This window comes from Micromonospora sp. DT68, from assembly GCF_049847245.1.
Classification (GTDB): Bacteria; Actinomycetota; Actinomycetes; order Mycobacteriales; family Micromonosporaceae; genus Micromonospora; species Micromonospora profundi.
In genome coordinates this window covers 57893-74681 of record NZ_JBNCNZ010000014.1, presented here as the reverse complement: position 1 = coordinate 74681, position 16789 = coordinate 57893, and the positions used below count along the sequence as shown (strand labels likewise).

Below are 16789 nucleotides of genomic sequence, written 5' to 3'. Positions count from 1 at the left end.
GAACGGAAGGCGACGCTGAGATGACGACGTTCACTGACGAGACCCGGGAGCGGGCGCGCGAGATCATCGCCCGCTACCCGGCGGACCGGTCCCGCTCGGCTCTGCTGCCGCTGCTGCACCTGGTCCAGTCCGAGGAGGGGTACGTCTCGCCGGCTGGTGTCACGTTCTGCGCCGAGGTGCTCGGCCTGAACAAGGCCCAGGTCGGCGCGGTGGCCACCTTCTACACCATGTACAAGCGCAAGCCGACCGGCGACTTCCTGGTCAGCGTCTGCACAAACACCATGTGCAACGTGCTGGGCGGTCAGGAGGTCTACGACACGCTCTCCGAGCACCTGGGTGTCGGGCACGACGAGACCACCGCCGACGGGACGATCACGCTGGAGCACGCCGAGTGCCTGGCGGCCTGCGACTACGGGCCGGTGATGACCGTCAACTACGACTTCTTCGACGGCGTCGACCCGTCCACAGCGGTCGGTGTGGTCGACGAGCTGCGTGCCGGTGGCCGGCCGATGCCGACCCGTGGCGCCCGGCTCTGCACGCTCAAGGAGATGGCGGTGCAGCTCGCAGGTTTCGCCGACGAGCGGGACGGCGCGGTCGCCGACGGCGGGCCGGGCGAGCCCACCCTGCGCGGGCTGCGGCTGGCGCAGGAGCACGGCGTCTCGGTGCCGGGCTTCGACCCGAACACGCCGATCCGCAGCAAGGCCGAGGCGGACAAGGAGGCGGCGAAGGCGAAGGCCGCCGCCGAGGCCGCGAAGCCGGCGACTCCCGTGCAGTCCGGGGACGCGAGCGGTAAGGCCGGCACGGGCGAGCGGACTCCCGCCGCCGCGGCGGCCGGCAGCACCGCCAGGGACGTGAAGGCACCGGACGCCAAGTCGCCGCAGGTGCGTACCGCCGAGACCCGGCAGCCCGACGCGGAGACCGCGGCGCCGGACGCACCCGGCACGAAGGTTCCGGCGGAGACCTCGCCGCCGGGCCCGCGCGAGGCGCGGGAGGCGGAGGCCGCCGGTGTGGCGGCCAACGAGCCGGCCGGCGACGGCAAGCCCGCCGGTGACTCCACCGACGCGCAGGAGCGCAACCTCACCGAAGCGTCGGCGAGCGCTGATGGCGCGAACTCCGCCGCCGCTACCGAAACGGGGGCACAGAAGTGACCACTCCCCGCCCGGAGACGCTGGCCAAGCTGACGCCGGTGCTGACCAAGCGCTGGCTGTCGCCGGACGCCTGGCGGATCGGCACCTACGAGCAGTTGGACGGCTACGCCGCGCTGCGCAAGGCCCTCAAGGCCCACCCGGACGACCTGATCCAACTGATCAAGGACTCCGGGCTGCGCGGCCGGGGTGGCGCGGGCTTCCCCACCGGTCTGAAGTGGGGCTTCATCCCGCAGGGCGACGGCAAGCCGCACTACCTGGTGGTCAACGCCGACGAGGGCGAGCCGGGGACCTGCAAGGACCTGCCGCTGATGACCCACGACCCGCACGCGCTGGTCGAGGGCGTGATCATCGCGTCGTACGCGATCCGGGCCAGCCGCGCCTACATCTACATCCGGGGCGAGGCGGTGCACGCCGCGCGCCGGCTGCGCAACGCCGTCCAGGAGGCGTACGACAAGGGCTACCTGGGCCGGAACATCCTGCGCAGCGGCTTCGACCTGGAGCTGGTGGTGCACTCCGGCGCCGGGGCGTACATCTGTGGCGAGGAGACGGCGCTGCTCGACTCGCTGGAGGGCTTCCGCGGCCAGCCCCGGCTGCGTCCGCCGTTCCCGGCCACCCACGGCCTGTACGCCAGCCCGACTGTGGTGAACAACGTCGGCACCATCGCCAGCGTGCCGCCGATCGTGCTCGGCGGGGCCGACTGGTGGAAGTCAATGGGCACGGAGAAGTCGTCCGGGCCGATGATCTACTCGCTCTCCGGCCGGATCGCCAACCCAGGCCAGTACGAGTGCTCGATGGGTGTGACGCTGCGCGAGCTGCTGGAGCTTGCCGGCGGGATGCAGCCCGGCCACAACCTGAGGTTCTGGACCCCGGGCGGCTCGTCCACCCCGCTGCTCGCCGCCGAGCACCTGGACGTCCCGCTGGACTTCGAGGGCGTGGCGGCGGCCGGCTCGATCCTCGGCACCACTGCCACGCAGATCTTCTCCGACCAGGACTGCCCGGTCTACGCGACCTACCGGTGGCTGGAGTTCTACCACCACGAGTCGTGCGGGAAGTGCACCCCGTGCCGCGAGGGCAACTACTGGATGGTCCGGGTCTACCGGCGGATCCTCTCCGGTCAGGGCACCCACGAGGACCTGGAAACCCTGCTGGACACCTGTGACAACATCCTGGGTCGTTCGTTCTGCGGCCTCGGTGACGGTGCGACCAGCTCGGTGACCTCGTCGCTGAAGTACTTCAAGCAGGACTACCTCGACTACATCGAGGGACGTACCGCGCCGAAGCTGTCGGACAAGCAGCTGGTGGGAGCCCACTAATGACCGACGTAGCCAAGCAGGCCGAGACCGTCACCCTCACCATCGACGGCGTCGAGGTCACCGCCCCCAAGGGGGCGCTGCTGATCCGGGTCGCCGAGCAGATGGGCACCGAGATCCCCCGGTTCTGCGACCACCCGCTGCTGGCCCCGGCCGGCGCGTGCCGGCAGTGCCTGGTCGAGGTGGAGGGGCAGCGCAAGCCGGTTGCCTCCTGCACCCAGACCGTCGCCGACGGCATGGTGGTCCGCACCCAGCTCACCTCGCCCGTCGCCAAGAAGGCGCAGGAGGGGGTGATGGAGCTGCTGCTGCTCAATCACCCGCTGGACTGCCCGATGTGCGACAAGGGCGGCGAGTGCCCGCTGCAGAACCAGGCGATGTCCACCGGCCGCACCGACTCGCGCTTCCACGAGCACAAGCGGGAGTACGAGAAGCCGATGGCGATCAGCAGCCAGGTGCTGCTGGACCGCGAGCGTTGCGTGCTGTGCCAGCGCTGCACCCGGTTCTCCGAGGAGATCGCCGGCGACAAGTTCATCGACCTGATGGGCCGGTCGTCCGCCGAGGAGATCAACATCTACCGGGACGACGCGTACGGCGAGGAGGGCGATGCCGGGGACGTGCCGTTCAACTCCTACTTCTCCGGCAACACGGTGCAGATCTGCCCGGTGGGTGCGCTGACCGGCGCGCAGTACCGCTTCCGGGCCCGCCCGTTCGACCTGGTCTCCAGCCCGAGCGTCTGCGAGCACTGCTCGGCCGGCTGCGGGCAGCGCACCGACTGGCGGCGCGGCAAGGTGCTGCGCCGGCTGGCCGGCGACGAGCCGGCGGTGAACGAGGAGTGGAACTGCGACAAGGGCCGGTGGGGCTTCCAGTACACCCGCGCCACCGATCGGCTGACCACCCCGTTGGTCCGCGACGACAAGACCGGTGAGCTGCGCGAGGCGTCCTGGAGTGAGGCGCTCACCGTGGCCGCCGACGGGCTGCGCGCGGCCCGCGACGGCGGCCAGGGCACCGCGGTGCTCACCGGCGGTCGGCTGACAGTCGAGGACGCGTACGCGTACGCGAAGTTCGCACGGGTCGCGCTGAACACCAACGACATCGACTTCCGGGCACGGCCGGTCTCCCGCGAGGAGGCCGACTTCCTGGCCAGCTCGGTCGCCGGGGTCACCGACGTCACCTACACCGACGTGGAGAACGCGCCGGCTGTGGTGCTCGTCGGTCTGGAGCCGGAGGAGGAGTGCCCGATCCTCTTCCTGCGGCTGCGCAAGGCGTACCTGAAGAAGACCCTGACGGTGTACGCGCTGGCGCCGTTCGCAACCCGCGGCCTGGAGAAGCTCGGTGCCAAGCTGGCCCGGGTGGTGCCGGGCGAGGAGGCGAGCGTTCTCGCCGAGCACGCCACCGTCGCCGAGGCGCTGAGCGCGCCGGGCGCGATCCTTCTCGTCGGCGAGCGGCTGGCAAGTGTGCCGGGCGGGCTCTCCGCCGCGGCGGACGTGGCACGGCGTACCGGTGCGAAGCTGGCCTGGGTGCCGCGACGCGCGGGTGACCGCGGTGCTGTCGACGCGGGCTGCCTGCCCAACCTGCTCCCCGGTGGCCGGCTGGTCACCGAGCCGGCCGCGCGGGCCGAGCTGGGCGAGGCGTGGGACATCCCGGCCGGGGTGATCCCGAGCCAGGCCGGTCGGGACACCGACGGCATCTTGGCGGCGGCCGCCAACGGTCAGCTCGGCGCGCTTGTGGTCGGCGGGGTCGACCCGTCCGACCTGGCCGACCCGCGGCTGGCCGAGACCGCGCTGGACGCGGTGCCTTTCCTGGTCAGCCTGGAGCTGCGCGGCAGCGCTGTGACCCGGCGGGCGAACGTGGTCCTGCCTGTCGCGCCGGTGGTCGAGAAGTCCGGCAGTTTCCTGGACTGGGAGGGTCGGCTGCGTCCGTTCGAGGCGGTGCTGACGACCGCGGCGATGACCGACGGCCGGGTGCTCGACGCGCTGGCCGCTCTGCTGGACGTGCGACTGGGCACGGCCGACGTGCCGAGCGTGCGCCGTGAGCTGGGCTCGCTGCCGGCCACGCGCACCCAGCGACCGGCGCCGCCGTCGGTGTCGCCGGGCGCCGCGCCGCACCCGCGTTCCGGTGAGGCTGTGCTGTCCACCTGGCACCAGTTGGTCGACCTCGGCACTCTGACCGAGGGCGACGAGCACCTCGCCGGCACCGCCCGCCCTCCGGTCGTCCGGCTGGGCAAGGGCACCGCCGAGGCCCTCGGTGTCGCCGACGGCGACGCGGTGACCGTCGGCACCGACCGGGGGGCAGTGACCCTGCCGGCGGCTCTCACCGAGATGCCGGACGGCGTCGTCTGGGTGCCGACGAACTCGCCGGGCTCGACAGTGCGTCGCAGCCTCGGGGCGACGTCCGGCGCTGTCGTCCGGATCTCCGTTCCGGCAGCGAGCGCGGCCGTGCCGGCCGGGCGGGTGGCGGCCGACGAGGCCGGTCTCCCGGGTCCGCTCCTCAACAGCGCTGGGGGTAACCAGTGAGCGCGAGGAGTGAACGAGCGCAGCGAGTGAGCCCCGCAGTCGCGAACGAAAGGTGGGCACAGTGAGCGTCCTCCTAGCCCAGGATCCGACGCTGGCCGACTTCGGCCGGGATCCGTGGTGGCTGGTCCTCATCAAGATCCTCTTCGCGTTCGTCTTCGCCGTGCTGGCCACCCTGCTCGGTGTCTGGTTCGAGCGGCGCGTGGTGGGTTACATGCAGGTGCGGCCCGGCCCCAACCAGGTCGGTCCGTTCGGTCTGCTGCAAACCCTCGCCGACGGCCTGAAGCTGGCGTTCAAGGAAGACATCCTGCCGAAAGCGGCGGACAAGGTCGTCTACTTCTTCGCGCCGGTGATCTCGGTGGTCTGCGCGGTCACCGCGCTGTCGGTGATGCCGTTCGGCCCGATGGTCAGCATCTTCGGGCACCGGACGCCACTGCAGGTCACCGACGTGCCGGTGGCCGTCCTGCTGGTGCTGGCCCTGTCTTCGCTCGCGGTGTACGGCATCGTGCTCGGCGGCTGGGCGTCCGGTTCCACGTACCCGTTGCTCGGCGGCCTGCGCTCCGCCGCCCAACTGGTCTCCTACGAGGTCACGCTGGGCCTGAGCGTCGTCGCGGTGTTCATGACGGCGGGCACGATGTCCACAAGCGGCATCGTCGCCGCACAGGGCGACGCCACGCAGCTCAGCTTCGGCGACTTCACGGTCCCGGCCCCCGGCTGGTACGGGCTGCTGCTGCTGCCGAGCTTCATCATGTTCTTCATCGCCATCGTCGGTGAAACCAACCGGGCGCCGTTCGACCTGCCCGAGGCGGAGTCCGAGCTGGTGGCGGGTTTCCAGACCGAGTACAGCTCGCTGAAGTTCGCGCTGTTCATGCTCAGCGAGTACGTCGCGATGGTGACGATGTCGGCGTTCACCGTGACGCTCTTCCTCGGCGGCTGGCACGCGCCGTGGCCGCTCACGATCTGGGAGGGCGCCAACTCCGGTTGGTGGCCGATGCTCTGGTTCTTCGGCAAGGTCGTCGCGTTGGTCTTCGTCTTCGTCTGGCTGCGCGGCACGCTGCCCCGGCTCCGGTACGACCAGTTCATGCGGCTGGGCTGGCGGGTGCTGCTGCCGATCAACCTGGTCTGGATCCTGGTCCTGGCGGGCCTGCGCTCCATCGAGGACTGGGACTCGCAGGGCAAGCTCATCGCGGTCGGTATCCCGGCCGGCATCCTGCTGATCGCCACGCTGTTCTGGCCGAGCCGCAAGCCCAAGCCGACGCAGACGCCGCAGGAACAGGTGGACAGCCGGCCGTACGGGAGCTTCCCGCTGCCACCGATGGATCTACAGGTACCACCGAGCCCGCGTATCACGCGCGTGGTCGCCGAGCGGGAGCCGGCCAACATCGCCGCCGGCTCGGACTCCAGGGAGGTGTGACGTGGGCGCGATCACCGGAACGTTCAAGGGATTCGGGGTCACCTTCTCGCACATGTTCAGGAAGGTCGTCACCACCGACTATCCGTTCAAGCCGCCGGTTTCGGCGCCGCGCTACCACGGGCGGCACATCCTCAACCGGCACCCGGACGGCCTGGAGAAGTGCATCGGCTGTGAGCTGTGCGCCTGGGCCTGCCCGGCGGACGCGATCTACGTCGAGGGTGGCGACAACACCGACGAGCAGCGCTTCTCGCCAGGTGAGCGGTACGCCAGCATCTACCAGATCAACTACGCCCGGTGCATCTTCTGCGGACTGTGCATCGAGGCCTGCCCGACCCGTTCGCTCACGATGAGCAACGAGTACGAGCTGGCCCGGGACAACCGGCAGGATCTGATCTTCACGAAGGAGCAGTTGCTGGCACCGCTGCTCGAGGGCATGGAGCAACCGCCGCACCCGATGCGGTTGGGCGACAGCGAGAAGGACTACTACGTCGGCGCGCTCGACAACCCGGGCACCTCCGCCGGTGCCGAGACGTCCCCGATGGGCCCCGGCCGCTACAAGGTCGAGGAACACCCAGGCGTGACGTTCCCGGGTGCCGAGCAGGCCGCCCAGCGTGCGGCGGCCGGCAAGGGAGAGGGAGCATGACCACGTCTACGGTGCTGGCCGCGGCGGGCGGGGTGTCCGGCGGCGAGCAGGTCACCTTCTGGATCCTCGCGCCCCTCGCGCTGATCGGCGCGATCGGGATGGTGGCCGCCCGCAACGCCGTGCACTCGGCGCTGTGGCTGGTGCTCACCATGCTCTGCCTGGGCGTGTTCTACGTGCTCCAGGCCGGGCCGTTCATCGGCATGGTGCAGATAATCGTCTACACCGGCGCGATCATGATGCTGTTCCTGTTCGTGCTCATGCTTGTCGGTCGGGACGCCTCCGACTCGCTCATCGAGACGCTGCGCGGCCAGCGGGTCGCCGCCATCGTGTTGGGTCTGGGCTTCGCCGGCCTCATCGGCAGCGGCGTCTACCACGCGCTGGACGGCACCACCGCTGTCGGCCTGGAGCAGGCGAACGCGGAAGGCAACGTGCAGGGCATCGCCCGGCTGCTCTTCACCAAGTACGTCCTGGCGTTCGAGCTGACCTCGGCGCTGCTGATCACCGCGGCGGTCGGTGCCATGGTGCTCGCGCACATCGAGCGCCGTAAGCAGGACAAGGTCGACCAGCCGTCGACGATGCGGGCGCGCTTCGCGCCGGGCAACTACCCCGGCCCCAAGCCCGGCCCCGGCGTCTTCGCGACGTCCTCCTCGGTGGCCACCCCGGCCCGGCTGCCCGACGGCCGCCTGACCGACCACAGCACCCCGGCGATCCTTCCGCAGCGCGAGCTGACCGCCGAGGAGACCTCGCTGAAGGGGACGGACCGGTGAGCGCGAGGAGTGCAGCGAAGCGGAGCCCCGCAGCCGCGAACGGAAGGCGAGACAAGTAATGGAATCGTTCTTCTCGGTCGAGCCGAACTACTACCTGGTCCTCGCCGCGGTGCTGTTCACCATCGGCGCCGCAGGGGTGCTCGTCCGGCGCAACGCGATCGTGCTGTTCATGTGCGTGGAGCTGATGCTCAACGCGGCCAATCTGACGCTTGTCACCTTCAGCCGGATCAACGGTGACCTCAACGGCCAGATCATGGCGTTCTTCGTGATGGTGGTGGCCGCGGCCGAGGTCGTGGTCGGGCTCGCGATCATCATGTCGATCTTCCGGACTCGACGCTCCGCGAGCGTCGACGACGCCAACCTGCTCAAGTACTAAGGGGCAAGCAGTGGAAGAGAATCTGGCGCACGCCGCAGCGGCGCCGCTCGGCGACGTCGCTTACGCTTCGGCAGGCGGCTTGCTCGGCGGTGTCTGGCTGCTGGTGGCGATCCCGCTCGTCAGCGCTGCCGTCCTGCTGCTGCTCGGCAAGCGGGCCGACCGCTGGGGGCACTGGTTGGGCGTCGCCGCCATCGGCGCCGCGTTCGTGCTCGGCCTGACCTTCTTCTTCCAGCTGCGTGGCCTGGAGAACAAGTCGGTCGAGCTGAGCCTGTGGGACTTCATCGCGGTCGGTGACCTACGTGTCGACTTCGGCCTGCTGTTCGACCCCCTGGCCGCGGTCTTCGTTCTCCTGATCACCGGCGTGGGCTTCCTGATCCACCTGTACGCCGTCGAGTACATGGCGCACGACACGGGCCGCCGCCGGTTCTTCGCGTACTTCAACCTGTTCGTCGCGGCCATGCTGCTGCTGGTGCTCGGCAACAACTACGTGATGCTGTACTTCGGCTGGGAGGGCGTCGGTCTGGCGTCGTACCTGCTGATCTCCTTCTGGTACGGGCGGCCGAGCGCTGCCACCGCCGGCAAGAAGGCGTTCCTGATGAACCGGGTCGGCGACGCCGGCCTGGCCATCGGCATCTTCATCATGTTCGCCACGCTGGGCACCACCCAGTACGACGAGGTGTTCAACGGGGTCGGCTCACTGACCGCCACCACGGTGCTGGTGCTCGGTCTGCTGCTGCTGCTCGGCGCGGCCGGCAAGTCCGGCCAGTTCCCGCTCCAGGCGTGGCTGCCGGACGCGATGGAGGGCCCCACCCCGGTGTCGGCCCTCATCCACGCCGCGACGATGGTCACCGCGGGCGTCTACCTGATCGCCCGGTCCAACCCGATCTTCTCGGCCAACTCGACGCTCCAGCTCGTGGTGGTCAGCGTCGGCGCGCTCACGCTGCTGATGGGCTGCATCATCGGCGCGGCCAAGGACGACATCAAGCGGGTGCTCGCCTGGTCGACGGTGAGCCAGATCGGCTACATGTTCCTCGGCGTCGGCCTGGGCGGTGGCGCGTACGCACTTGCCATCGTGCACCTGCTGGCGCACGGCTTCTTCAAGGCCAACATGTTCCTGGGCGCAGGCTCGGTCATGCACGGCATGAAGGACCAGGTGGACATCCGCCGCTTCGGTGGGCTGTCGAAGTACATGAAGGTCACCTGGTTGACGTTCATGATGGGCTGGCTCGCGATCATCGGCATGTTCCCGTTCTCCGGCTTCTTCTCCAAGGAGCCGATCATCGTGGCCGCCTTCGAGCGCAGCGACTGGACGGCGTGGCTGTTCGGCGGTGCCGCACTGCTCGGCGCCGGGCTCACCGCCTTCTACATGACCCGGCTGTTCGTGCTCACCTTCCACGGCCCGAAGCGGTGGACCGAGGACATCGAGCACCCGCACGAGTCGCCGAAGCTGATGACGATCCCGCTGATCCTGCTGGCGATCGGCTCGGTCGGCGCGGGCTTCCTGCTCGCCACGTCGGTGCCGGACTGGCTGACGGCAACGGCCGGGCTGGGCGGCGAGCACGGGGAGCACGAGGCGGTCCTTTCGCACACCGTGATCACCTTCCTGTCGCTGCTGATCACAGTGCTCGGCGCCGGGCTGGCCTGGTTCCTGTTCCGGGCCGGTACGGCCACCGAGCCGCAGCCGGCCGGGGTGCTTGTCACCGCCGCCCGGCGCAACCTCTACACCGACGCGGTGAACGAGGCGGTCTTCGAGAAGCCCGGTATCTTCCTCACCCGGGCGCTGGTCTTCCTCGACAACCGGGGCATCGACGGGCTGGTCAACGGGCTGGCTGCCGGTGTCGGCGGTGGTTCGGCTCGCCTCCGGCGGCTGCAGACCGGTTTCGTCCGCTCGTACGCCACCTCGATCCTGGCCGGTGCGCTGCTGGTGATGGCGGCGTTCCTGGCGGTGCAGGCGGGGTGGTTCGCGTGATCGACCTCTTTCCGGCCGCCCCCGCCGGCGGGCTACGCATCCACGACGGAGGTAAGGCCGCATAATGTCCAACTTCCCGTTCCTCTCGGTGCTCACCGTGGCGCCGCTGGTGGGCGCCCTGGTGGTGGCCTTCCTGCCGCGCCGCCGGCCGGAGCTGGCGAAACAGGTGGCGTTCGCCTGGTCGCTGCTGGTGCTTGTGCTCTCGGTGGTGATGTGGGTCAGCTTCAACGCCGGCGGTGACCGGTTCCAGTTCCGCGAGTCGTACAAGTGGATTCCGAACTGGGGTGTCAGCTTCACCTTCGCCGCGGACGGCATCGCGCTTGTGATGCTGATGCTCATCGCGGTGCTGGTGCCGCTGGTGATCCTGGCGTCCTGGCACGACGCGGAGTCCTCGAAGCGATCCGTGCCTGTCTACTTCGCGCTGCTGCTGATCCTCGAAAGCACGATGATCGGCGTCTTCGCCGCCGCCGACGTCTTCCTGTTCTACGTGTTCTTCGAGGTCATGCTTGTGCCGATGTACTTCCTGATCGGCAGCTACGGCGGCCATCAGCGGCAGTACGCGGCGGTGAAGTTCTTCCTCTACTCGCTCGTCGGCGGTCTGTTCATGCTGGCCGCGGTCATCGGGCTCTGGGTGGTCGGCGGAAAGACCTTCGACTGGCAGGCGCTGTCGCAGGTCGACATCAGCACCGGCACCGAGCGGTGGCTGTTCCTCGGGTTCTTCATCGCGTTCGCCATCAAGGCGCCGTTCTTCCCGTTCCACACCTGGCTGCCGGACGCCGGTGGTGCGGCCCCGGCGGGTGCCGCGGCGCTGCTTGTCGGCGTCCTGGACAAGGTGGGTACGTTCGGCATCCTGCGGTACTGCCTGCCGCTGTTCCCCGAGGCGTCGAAGTGGTTCGCGCCGTGGGCGCTGGCGCTCGGTGTGATCGGCATCGTCTACGCCGCGCTGCTGGCGGTCGGTCAGAACGACCTCAAGCGGCTGGTGTCGTACACCTCGATCGCGCACTTCGGCTTCATCGGGGTCGGCATCTTCGCCTTCACCACCCAGGCCGGCACCGGCGCGGTGCTCTACATGCTCAACCACGGGCTGGCCACCGGTCTGCTCTTCCTGGTGGTGGGCATGTTGATCAGCCGGCGTGGCTCGTCGCTGATCAGCGACTTCGGTGGCGCCGGCAAGCTGGTTCCGGTGCTCGCGGGTGTGCTGTTCTTCGCCGGTCTCGCCTCGCTCGCGCTGCCCGGCACGGCGCCGTTCGTCTCCGAGTTCCTGGTGCTGATCGGCACGTTCACCGTGAACAAGCCGGTGGCGGTCATCGCCACTGTCGGCATCATCCTTGCCGCCGCGTACGTGTTGTGGATGGTCCAGCGCACCACGCAGGGCACGCTCAACCCGGCTCTCACCCAGATCGACGGGATGCGCCGCGACCTCAACCTGCGTGAGAAGGCGGTGGTCGCCCCGCTGATCGCGCTGATCATCGTGCTCGGCTTCTATCCCAAGCCGGTCACCGACGTGATCAACCCCGCCGTCCAGGCGACAATGGACGACATCGGCAGGACAGACCCCGCCCCGTCGGTGGGCACCGTCCAGGAGGCGCGCCGGTGAACGCGAGGAGCGAGCTTGCGAGCCCCGCAGTCGTGAACGAAAGGTCGGCATCGGTGAACGCGAGGAGCGAGCTTGCGAGCCCCGCAGTCGTGAACGAAAGGTCGGCCCAGTGACCGAATTGAAACTGCCGTCGCTCGACTATGCGGCGCTCGCCCCGATTCTGATCATGCTGGGCACCGCGTTGCTCGGTGTGCTGGTGGAGGCGTTCGTGCCCCGGCGTCGGCGGCACATCGTGCAGTTGACCCTGGCGCTGCTGGCCATCCTCGCCGCGCTGACAATGGTTGTGCTCAACGCTGACGACCGGCTCATCACTGCCGGTCAGGCCATCGCTGTGGACGGGCCGACGCTCTTCCTCCAGGGCGCGATCCTGGTGCTCGCCGCGATGGCGCTGCTGCTGATCGGTGACCGTTCGGTGGAGCGGGGCAGCGCATTCGTGGCGCAGGCCGCGGTGACCGCCGAGTCGGCCGACGACCGGCGGCAGGCCGAGGGCAGCAACGGGCTCACCGAGGTGTATCCGCTCGTCTCCTTCGCGATCGGCGGCATGCTGATCTTCGTGGCGGCGAACGACCTGCTGACCATGTTCATCGCGCTCGAGGTCTTCTCGCTGCCGCTGTACCTGCTCTGCGCGCTGGCCCGTCGCCGGCGTCTGCTGAGCCAGGAGGCGGCGATGAAGTACTTCCTGCTCGGCGCGTACGCCTCGGCGTTCTTCCTGTTCGGTGTGGCGCTGATCTACGGCTTCACCTCCGGCATTCCCGGCCGGGAGGCGGGGGTCGACTTCGCCACAATCAACGCTGCGGTGACCGAGTCGCCGGCCAGCCCGGTCCTGCTCTTCGCCGGTATGGCGCTGCTGTCCATCGGCCTGCTCTTCAAGGCCGCTGCCGCCCCGTTCCACGTGTGGACGCCGGACGTCTACCAGGGCGCTCCGACGCCTGTCACCGGCTTCATGGCGGCCTGCACCAAGGTCGCCGCGTTCGGCGCGCTGCTGCGGGTCTTCCACGTGGCGTTCGCCGGTGCCGGCTGGGACTTCACCCCGGTGCTCGGCGCGGTGGCGGTGCTGACGATGCTCGTCGGCGCGGTGCTCGCGGTCACGCAGACCGACATCAAGCGGCTGCTCGCGTACTCGTCGATCGCCAACGCCGGTTACCTGCTGGTCGGCGTGCTCGCGCCGAGCCGCGACGGGCTCTCCGGCACGATGTTCTACCTGGTGGCGTACGGCTTCTCGGTGCTCGCCGCGTTCGCGGTGGTGACACTCGTCCGCGACGCCGACGGGGAGGCGACCCACCTGTCCCGCTGGGCAGGGCTGGGTCGGCGTTCCCCGTTCTACGCCGGGCTGTTCACGTTCATCCTGCTGGCCTTCGCCGGTATCCCGCTGACCAGCGGCTTCACCAGCAAGTTCGCGGTCTTCGGGCCGGCGCTGGACAGCGGGCACGGCTGGCTGGTGATCGCGGGTGTGCTGACCAGCATGGTGTTGGCGTTCCCGTACCTGCGGGTCGTGGTGATGATGTGGCTGTCCGAGCCGGGCGAGTCCACCCCGACGGTCACTGTGCCCGGCGGGCTCACCTCCGCCGCGCTGATGATCGGCGTGCTGGCCACCCTGGCGCTGGGCATCGCCCCGGCGCCGCTGCTGGATCTCGCCAACGGAGCCGCCGAATTCGTTCGCTGAGGCCGACCTCGGTCACCGGGGGCCGACACGCTCGAGGGCGTGTCGGCCCCCGGTCGTATCCCCGACCCGGAGCAGGTCGAACGCATGTGGCATGGTTGATAGCGTGGTGAATCCGGCTGGCGAGCGTTCAGGTGCCACCGGCTCCGGCGGTCGCCGGGGTCGGGCGAGCACGAGTCAGTTCGGCGCGCTCGGCCTCCATCTCGCCGATTCCCGCGTCGAGGCGTCCGTGCTGGGCCTGCTGGACCAGGTCGAGGTCGAGTTGCGGGCCAGTGTGGCAAGCGCCGACCCGTTCGTGACCGAGGCTGCCCGGCATCTCGTCGAGGCCGGAGGGAAGCGCTTCCGGCCGCTGCTGGTGGCGCTGGGCGCCCAGTTCGGCGATCCCAACGCCGCGCAGGTCGTTCCGGCGGCAGTGGTGATGGAGCTCACCCACCTGGCCACGCTCTACCACGACGACGTGATGGACGAGGCGGCCGTGCGCCGGGGTGCGCCGAGCGCGAACTCCCGCTGGACCAACTCGGTCGCCATCCTGGTCGGCGACTATCTCTTCGCCCGTGCCGCGGACATCGCGGCCGACCTGGGCCCCGAGGCCGTCCGGTTGCAGGCGCGTACGTTCGCCCGCCTGGTGCACGGCCAGATCGCGGAGACGGTGGGCCCGCGTCCCGGTGACGATCCCGTGGCGCACTACCTGAGTGTGATCGCCGAGAAGACCGGCTCCCTGATCGCCACGTCGGCCCGCTTCGGCGGCATGTTCGGTGGCGCCCCCAGCGAGCACGTCGAGGCCCTGGCCGGGTACGGCGAGACGATCGGCGTCGCCTTCCAGCTCTCCGACGATCTGCTGGACATCGCCTCCGAGTCGGTGCAGTCGGGCAAGACGCCCGGCACTGACCTGCGCGAGGGCGTTCCGACGCTGCCGGTGCTCTACGCCTGCGCGGCGGACGACTCCGACGCGTCCTCGGTGCGGCTGCGGGAGATCCTGGCGACCGGCCCGCTCGTCGACGACGCGTTGCACGCCGAGGCCCTGGGGCTGCTGCGGGAGAGCCCGGCGCTGAAGCGGGCGCGCGAGACCGTGCGGAGCTACGCCGAGGACGCCCGCGCCCAACTGGCGCCGCTTCCCGAGACCCCGTCGCGTCGGGCGCTGGAGTCGCTCTGCGACTACATCGCCGACCGCACCAGCTGACCTCGTACGCCGGCCCTACGTGGGCTGGCCTGGACGGAGCAGCAGGCGGCTGCCGGTGAGCATGAGGGCGGCGGCGAGCAGCATTGACACCGCCGCTGTAGCCCACATCGTCGGGTAGCCGAGGTGCGCGGCCAACGGACCGAGGGTCAGTGGGCCGAGACAGCCGCCCGCGTACACCCCGGTCTGGGTGATCGACGTGGCGGCGGCCGGTGCCTGCGGGTGCAGCTGGACCACCGCGAAGTTCATCAGGCCGGGCCAGGCCCACCCCAGGCCGAAGCCGAGCACCACGCCCACGACGAGCGGCACCGTGCCGGCCAGCGCGAGCAGCCCGATTCCGCATGCCCCGACCACGAGCATCCCGGCGATGACAGCGATGTGACCGCTGGCACGTCGGTCGGCCAGCCAGCCGGCACCCACCCGGGCCGCCACGCATACCGCGCTGCCCAGGGTGAGGGTGAGGCCGGCGAGACCCGGTGAGAGGCCCCGGGCGGCGGCGGAGTCCACCAGGAACGTGCCGAGCCCGTTGGCGGCCGCCGCCGCCAACGTCGCCGCCGCGCCGATCACCACGAGCGCCGCCGTGGCGCCGCCGGCCCGGGCGGCGGCGGCCCGCCGAGCCCGACCCGACACCTGCCGGGGTACGGCGGGCAGCGTCGTCAGAGCCGCGACGGCGGCGGCCACGAACGCCCAGCGCCAGCCGGCGGTGAGCGCGATGGTTGGCACCGCCGCCCCCGCAAGCAGGGTGGAGACCGGAATGGCCGCCTGCTTGACACCGAACGACAACCCCTGCCGGCCCGGTGGCACGTGCTCGGCCAGCGCTGCGTTGCTCGACAGTTGGCCGAGGGCGTTCGCGGCGGCGCTGAGTGCCAACAGCCCGAGCAGCACCGGGTACGACCTGGCGAGCGCCGCGATGGCCAGCATCGACGCCGCGGCCAGCACGATGCCGCAGCGGGCCACCACTGCCGGACCGTGCCGCTCGACGAGGCGGCCGGAGGGGACCGAGGCCAGCGCGCTGACACCGAAGTAGACGGCCACCGCCAGGCCCAGGCCGGCCGGGGAGAAGTCGAGGTCGGCGGCCATCTGCACGGCCAGGCCGCCGAGCAGGAAGACAGGCAGTACGCAGGCCACGGTGGTGGCGACGGCACCGGCGCTGGCCCGGATCGGGCGGGTCCGGGAGGCGTCCGGAGCAGAGGTGAGAGGCGTGTTGGTCATCGTCCGGCTAACCTACGCGAGTCATGTCAGGCGACTCTCGGTGACCGTTGACGCACGAACAGTGGATGGTGATCTGGCATCCTCGACCGAACAGGCATTTCGCACCCGCTCTGTTTTTCATATGGTGTAAGTCCCCGGCGGCGGAGGTGGTTGTGCGCGACCCCTTGGCGGAACCTTCGGACCTGATCCGCAGTGTGTCTCGCGCACTGCGGGTTCTGGAGTCGGTCGGTCGCGCCCCGAAGGGCCTGACTGTCAAGCAGATCGCCCGACGGTGCGAGCTGACAGTGGCCACGACCTACCACCTGGTCCGCACCCTTGCCTACGAGGGCTACGTGATCCGTCGGGAGGACGGAACGTACATCGTGGGGCTTGAGGTCGCCGACCGTTACCGGGAGCTGGTGACCGCGTTCCGGGGCCCGCCCGCCGTGGGTGAGACGTTGCGGAGGGCTGCCGTGGAAACCGGCTACAGCCACTACCTGGGCCGGTTCGTGGGCGGCCAGGTCGCCCTCACGGCCATGGCCGAGGGCCACCGCTCGCCCTACCTGGAGGATCTGGTTCCCGGGTTTGACGAAGGGGCGCACGCGACAGCGCTCGGCAAGTGCCTGCTCGCCACACTGACCGCCGAGCAGCGGTTCCGCTACCTGCGTGAGTACGGCATGCGCCCGTTCACAAACGCCACGCTCACCACCACCGAGACGTTCGAGGCCGACCTGGCAGCCGGTGACCGGCGCGGCATGCAGCTGGAGCTGGGGCAGTTCCGTCAGGGTGTGGCCTGCGCGGCGGTGCTTGTCGCGCCGGACAAGGACATGGAACGCCGCGTCGTGCTCGCCTGCGCCCTCCCGGCGAGCGAGATGATGACCTCCGCGCGGGTCGTACGCGCCAAGCTGCTCACTGTGGCCCGCGCGGTCGCCGACGGCATCGCCGCCGACCACTGACCCGACCGACGGCCGAAGGGCCCCCTGCCAGGCTGGCAGAGGGCCCTTCGGGGGGCAATGCGCGGGTTGGC

13 protein-coding genes are annotated in these 16789 nt (G+C 70.1%); 12 read left to right on the top strand and 1 reads right to left on the bottom strand.

The genetic code is table 11. The features are described 5' to 3' along the window. Window positions 1-20: 20 nt before the first annotated feature. The 11 genes from nuoE (at window position 21) to ACPXB1_RS23000 (ending at window position 14574) form a co-directional block, all read left to right on the top strand. The gene (nuoE, locus tag ACPXB1_RS23050) at window positions 21-1148 is read left to right on the top strand and encodes an NADH-quinone oxidoreductase subunit NuoE (protein WP_355627530.1); all 1128 of its coding nucleotides are present in this window, start codon (window positions 21-23) and stop codon (window positions 1146-1148) included. Continuing rightward, window positions 1145-2461 (top strand): NADH-quinone oxidoreductase subunit NuoF, encoded by a 1317-nt coding sequence (gene nuoF, locus ACPXB1_RS23045; RefSeq protein WP_355588057.1) that lies wholly within the window; start codon window positions 1145-1147, stop codon window positions 2459-2461. The genes nuoE and nuoF overlap by 4 nt, the downstream gene beginning before the upstream one ends. Then, a complete protein-coding gene (locus tag ACPXB1_RS23040; protein ID WP_355627533.1) occupies window positions 2461-4971 on the top strand; it encodes an NADH-quinone oxidoreductase subunit G in 2511 nt (836 codons plus the stop codon). Before nuoF ends, ACPXB1_RS23040 begins: the two co-directional genes overlap by 1 nt. A gap of 61 nt (window positions 4972-5032) precedes the next feature. Then, the gene (nuoH, locus tag ACPXB1_RS23035) at window positions 5033-6382 is read left to right on the top strand and encodes an NADH-quinone oxidoreductase subunit NuoH (RefSeq protein WP_355588061.1); all 1350 of its coding nucleotides are present in this window, start codon (window positions 5033-5035) and stop codon (window positions 6380-6382) included. A 1-nt stretch (window position 6383) separates the two neighbouring features. Further along, window positions 6384-7025: an NADH-quinone oxidoreductase subunit NuoI gene (nuoI, locus tag ACPXB1_RS23030; protein ID WP_053652233.1), complete on the top strand. Its 642-nt coding sequence runs from the start codon at window positions 6384-6386 to the stop codon at window positions 7023-7025. After that, window positions 7022-7792 (top strand): NADH-quinone oxidoreductase subunit J, encoded by a 771-nt coding sequence (locus tag ACPXB1_RS23025; RefSeq protein WP_355588063.1) that lies wholly within the window; start codon window positions 7022-7024, stop codon window positions 7790-7792. Before nuoI ends, ACPXB1_RS23025 begins: the two co-directional genes overlap by 4 nt. Before the next feature lie 58 nt (window positions 7793-7850). Next, window positions 7851-8168, top strand: a complete 318-nt coding sequence (gene nuoK / locus ACPXB1_RS23020; RefSeq protein ID WP_306272991.1) for an NADH-quinone oxidoreductase subunit NuoK — start codon at window positions 7851-7853, stop codon at window positions 8166-8168. 10 nt (window positions 8169-8178) lie between these two features. Continuing rightward, a complete protein-coding gene (gene nuoL / locus ACPXB1_RS23015; RefSeq protein ID WP_355588065.1) occupies window positions 8179-10137 on the top strand; it encodes an NADH-quinone oxidoreductase subunit L in 1959 nt (652 codons plus the stop codon). A gap of 64 nt (window positions 10138-10201) precedes the next feature. Next, window positions 10202-11734, top strand: a complete 1533-nt coding sequence (locus ACPXB1_RS23010; protein WP_355588067.1) for an NADH-quinone oxidoreductase subunit M — start codon at window positions 10202-10204, stop codon at window positions 11732-11734. 109 nt (window positions 11735-11843) lie between these two features. Then, a complete protein-coding gene (gene nuoN, locus ACPXB1_RS23005) occupies window positions 11844-13397 on the top strand; it encodes an NADH-quinone oxidoreductase subunit NuoN (protein ID WP_355588069.1) in 1554 nt (517 codons plus the stop codon). 91 nt (window positions 13398-13488) lie between these two features. Then, window positions 13489-14574 carry a polyprenyl synthetase family protein gene (locus tag ACPXB1_RS23000; RefSeq protein ID WP_355588071.1) on the top strand — a complete coding sequence of 362 codons (1086 nt, stop codon included), beginning with the start codon at window positions 13489-13491 and terminating at the stop codon, window positions 14572-14574. Between the two features lie 15 nt (window positions 14575-14589). Here the strand turns inward: ACPXB1_RS23000 and ACPXB1_RS22995 are convergent, their stop codons facing one another. Beyond that, on the bottom strand, window positions 14590-15783 hold the full coding sequence (locus tag ACPXB1_RS22995) for an MFS transporter (RefSeq protein WP_355627536.1): 1194 nt from the start codon (window positions 15781-15783) through the stop codon (window positions 14590-14592). A gap of 152 nt (window positions 15784-15935) precedes the next feature. Here ACPXB1_RS22995 and ACPXB1_RS22990 point away from each other — a divergent pair, with 152 nt between their 5' ends. Then, window positions 15936-16718: an IclR family transcriptional regulator gene (locus tag ACPXB1_RS22990; RefSeq protein ID WP_355627539.1), complete on the top strand. Its 783-nt coding sequence runs from the start codon at window positions 15936-15938 to the stop codon at window positions 16716-16718. Window positions 16719-16789 lie beyond the last annotated feature (71 nt).

Excerpts from the sequence above, each read along its gene's own strand:
- nuoE (WP_355627530.1), top strand. The coding sequence starts at position 21 with ATGACGACGTTCACTGACGAGACCCGGGAGCGGGCGCGCGAGATCATC.
- ACPXB1_RS23040 (WP_355627533.1), top strand. The coding sequence starts at position 2,461 with ATGACCGACGTAGCCAAGCAGGCCGAGACCGTCACCCTCACCATCGAC.
- ACPXB1_RS23025 (WP_355588063.1), top strand. The coding sequence starts at position 7,022 with ATGACCACGTCTACGGTGCTGGCCGCGGCGGGCGGGGTGTCCGGCGGC.
- nuoK (WP_306272991.1), top strand. The coding sequence starts at position 7,851 with ATGGAATCGTTCTTCTCGGTCGAGCCGAACTACTACCTGGTCCTCGCC.
- ACPXB1_RS23010 (WP_355588067.1), top strand. The coding sequence starts at position 10,202 with ATGTCCAACTTCCCGTTCCTCTCGGTGCTCACCGTGGCGCCGCTGGTG.
- ACPXB1_RS23000 (WP_355588071.1), top strand. The coding sequence starts at position 13,489 with ATGGTTGATAGCGTGGTGAATCCGGCTGGCGAGCGTTCAGGTGCCACC.
- ACPXB1_RS22995 (WP_355627536.1), bottom strand. The coding sequence starts at position 15,783 with ATGACCAACACGCCTCTCACCTCTGCTCCGGACGCCTCCCGGACCCGC.